Here is a 3,769-nt window from a genome sequence, read left to right on the forward strand (position 1 = left end):
CTAATGCTGTCCGGCGAAATGGTAGAACGCCGTTTTGCCATAGACAGCGACTGTCACTTTCAACTTGAAGCAGGATTTCTTGCCGAACAAATCAGCTTACAAAAAGGATTCAGCGCGGAAGCTCTTGAGGAACCCAAACGAAGAGCCGGCAGAGTTTCCTTCTTAGTTAAGTTGGATTTAAAAGATCCGATTCAATAAACATGGTACGATAGCCATCAATTCATCTAGTTGAATTGATGGCATTTTTTTGAATTGAAAAACGAATAGGCTGTCAAGAAAATTATGACAGCCAAAGGGAATCTTTTTTGCAAAAAAATTATGTTACAATACTTCTAACGGTTTACGTTCATCCAGTCTAAACGCTTCATGCAAGGCATCAACAGCTGTAACCATTTCTTTCTCATGGATTACGGTCGATACTTTGATTTCAGAAGTACTGACCATTTTTATCTGAATCTTCGCTTCAGCAAGGACAGCAAACATCTCTGCTGCTACACCCGGATTCGAAACCATTCCTGAACCGACAATTGAAACCTTAGCCAGATTGGATTCTGTTTCAACTCTTTGGAACGGCATTGTTTCTTTATTAGCTTCTAGCACCTCAAGCAGGTTTGAGACATCTTCGCTTTTAATAGAAAATGATAAATTATTCATGTCTTGCTCTGTCATACTCTGAATAATGATATCAACATTTATCTGGTTCTTTGCGAGTGTAGTAAAAATTGTAGATAATGTTCCGAGACTTCCAGCTAATCCATAAATCGTGACTCGTGTAATTCGATCCTCAAATGCAATTCCTCTAACAATTAAATTCTGCTCCATCGTTGCTTCCTCCTCTATCATTGTTCCTTTTTCTTGTGCTGTACTCGAGCGGACTTCAAGCGGTATATGATGATTCTTGGCAAATTCAACGGCTCTTGGATGTAAAACACCTGCGCCTAGGTTTGCTAGTTCCAGCATTTCATCGTATGAAATGGAATTAAGTTTTCTTGCGTTTTTCACATACCGAGGATCCGTAGTAAATACCCCCGTAACATCTGTATAGATGTCACACCGATCTGCTTTTAACGCCGCTGCAAGAGCTACTGCCGTCGTATCAGATCCGCCGCGCCCAAGCGTAGTTATTCCCCCATCTTCGGCCAGCCCCTGGAATCCGGCAACGACGACAATTTTCCCCTCATTCAAACTATTCTGTACTTTTTCTGTATCTATATCTAAAATCCGTGCATTTCCATACACTGCTTCACATTTAATCCCTGCCTGCCAGCCTGTTAAGGAAATGGCTTCCTGCCCTTTTTCTATCAACGCCATTGTAAGAAAGGCAATCGTTACTTGCTCGCCCGTAGTAAGTAACATATCCATTTCCCGCTTCGATGGCCGTTGGGTTATATCGTATGACATGGAAACAAGCTCATCGGTTGTTTTGCCCATTGCTGATACAACGACGACTACGTCATTTCCATTTGCAGCCTCTTCAATTACTCGATCAGCTACATTTTTAATTTTTTCTATACTTCCTACTGAAGTCCCGCCGAATTTTTGAACAATCAACCCCATATCATGCTGCACCCTCTCTTATTTTAGTTTCCAAAATAGCCACAAAAAAACAGCAATGAGAAGAGTCTCATTGCTGTGATATCGTAAAAGAATACGGCTAACACAGTGAGATAGCTCTCCAGAATTTTTCATTCTGACAATCTGCCATCTCTTAAATGTACAGACCAGCACTTTGAGTGGATGAGCACTCAACTGCTTCGGCGATTTTCCCTTTCTAGACTTTTCACGGAAGCTCATACTTCTCCAAGTCTATACTAATGAATCTCGCACCTCTATCAACACATTAAATTGGTAAATACTTATAAATTCATACTGAATTATAGCATAGGGATATAAATGGTTCAACACTATTCTTGCAATTTTCTTGCAATTTCCTCAGCTACGCTCTGCGGCATTCCTGCCTCCAAAAACTCTGCAACCCCAGCCTCGCGCATTTTTTTTACCGATCCAAAATGCTTTAACAGCTGCTTTTTACGTTTTTCTCCGACACCTGGGATCTCATCAAGTAAAGATTGAAAGGCGCTTTTCCCGCGAAGTTGTCGATGGAATGTAATCGCAAATCGATGCACCTCATCTTGTATTCTTTGCAGCAGATAAAATTCCTGACTGCTCCGATCCAATGGTATGATTTCAAGAGGATTGCCAATCATCAGTGAGGATGTACGGTGCTTTTCATCCTTTACAAGACCCGCCAGAGGAACTTCAAGTCCCAGTTCATTCTCTAAAATATCTCGAACACCATCCACATGACCTTTACCTCCATCAATGATGATTAAATCTGGAAGCGGTAATCCTTCTTTTAATACTCGAGTATATCTTCGTCTGACGACTTCACGCATGGTTTCATAATCGTCTGGACCCGATACCGTTTTAATTTTATATTTCCGATACTCACGTTTTTCAGGCTTTCCATCAATAAATACCACTAGTGCAGAAACTGGATCAGTTCCTTGTATATTTGAATTATCAAAAGCCTCTATCCGATGAGGTGTATAGATTCCTAACCTTTGACCAAGGTTCTCCACTGCTTTAATCGTTCGTTCTTCGTCACGGTCAATTAAAGAGAACTTCTCTTGAAGTGCAATCGAAGCATTTTTATTTGCCAGCTGCAGCATATCCTTCTTCTGACCACGTTTCGGGTGAATAACTTTTACTTGTAGTAACTTTTCAGCCATCTCACCATCTACAGCCTCTGACAAAAGAATTTCCTTTGGTTTAAAATGGTTAGGTTTCGTATAAAATTGACCTAAATAGGTCAAAAGTTCTTCTTCCGGCTCATCATAAATAGGGAATAAAGAAACATCTCGTTCAATTAACTTCCCTTGACGAACAAAAAACACCTGAACGCACATCCAGCCCTTATCAAAGGCATAACCGAAAATATCACGATCGGTAAAATCAGTAGACATCATCTTTTGCTTTTCCATTGTAATCTCAATATGGGCAATTTTATCGCGGTACTCTTTAGCCCGCTCAAAATCAAGAGCTTCAGCTGCAGCATGCATTTTCTCTGTCAGTTCAGCTTTAATCTCTTTATAGCCGCCGTTTAGGAAACGAGTAATATCCGTCACAATATTTTTATACTCTTGTTGCGGCACATCAAAGACACAAGGTGCCAGACATTGCCCCAAATGATAATAGAGACACACCCTATCTGGCAGCGTGTTGCATTTTCGCAAAGGATATATTCGATCAAGCAGCTTCTTTGTTTCATTAGCAGCAATTACATTCGGATAAGGTCCAAAATACTTTCCTGAATCTTTTCTTACTTTTCTAGTAATAATTAATTTTGGATGTTTTTCAGCAGTCAGTTTAATAAACGGGTACGTTTTATCATCTTTCAACATCACATTATATTTTGGATCATGCTTTTTAATTAACGTCAGTTCCAATATCAACGCTTCAATATTCGATGAGGTAACGATATATTCAAAATCCTCGATTTCATTAACAAGCCTTAGGGTTTTTCCATCATGCGACCCATTGAAATAAGAACGAACTCTATTTTTTAACACTTTTGCTTTCCCGACATAGATAATCGTACCTTGCCTGTCTTTCATCAAATAGCAGCCAGGCTGGTCAGGAAGAATTGCAAGCTTATCCTTCATTCTTTGATTCATCGGCTGCCTCCTTCTTAACATCTTAGATAGTACATATGTTTCCCACTAATCTAACTATACTACAAAATGGCATGCGATAAACCTAAGAGGTA

Annotated in this window: 3 protein-coding genes and 1 riboswitch; of the genes, 1 reads left to right on the forward strand and 2 read right to left on the reverse strand. The window is 39.8% G+C overall.

The annotated features are described in order from the left end of the window. Nucleotides 1-198, forward strand: a 198-nt coding sequence (locus AC52RT_RS07735) for a DUF2507 domain-containing protein (protein ID WP_495540205.1), incomplete at its 5' end; no start/stop codon positions are given. A gap of 123 nt (nt 199-321) precedes the next feature. Here the strand turns inward: AC52RT_RS07735 and AC52RT_RS07740 are convergent. Together AC52RT_RS07740 and uvrC are read right to left on the reverse strand one after the other, a co-directional pair. Further along, nucleotides 322-1,557, reverse strand: a complete 1,236-nt coding sequence (locus AC52RT_RS07740) for an aspartate kinase (protein ID WP_495540206.1) — start codon at nt 1,555-1,557, stop codon at nt 322-324. Between the two features lie 103 nt (nt 1,558-1,660). Continuing rightward, a riboswitch (Lysine riboswitch) is annotated at nt 1,661-1,840 on the reverse strand. Nucleotides 1,841-1,904: 64 nt separating this feature from the next. Then, nucleotides 1,905-3,677 carry an excinuclease ABC subunit UvrC gene (gene uvrC / locus AC52RT_RS07745; protein WP_495540207.1) on the reverse strand — a complete coding sequence of 591 codons (1,773 nt, stop codon included), beginning with the start codon at nt 3,675-3,677 and terminating at the stop codon, nt 1,905-1,907. Nucleotides 3,678-3,769: the final 92 nt, after the last annotated feature.

It is taken from the genome of Peribacillus sp., from assembly GCF_059453735.1.

What these genes read in the sequence shown, in the direction of transcription:
- AC52RT_RS07740 (WP_495540206.1), bottom strand. Translation starts at nt 1,557, where the DNA reads ATGGGGTTGATTGTTCAAAAATTCGGCGGGACTTCAGTAGGAAGTATA.
- uvrC (WP_495540207.1), bottom strand. Translation starts at nt 3,677, where the DNA reads ATGAATCAAAGAATGAAGGATAAGCTTGCAATTCTTCCTGACCAGCCT.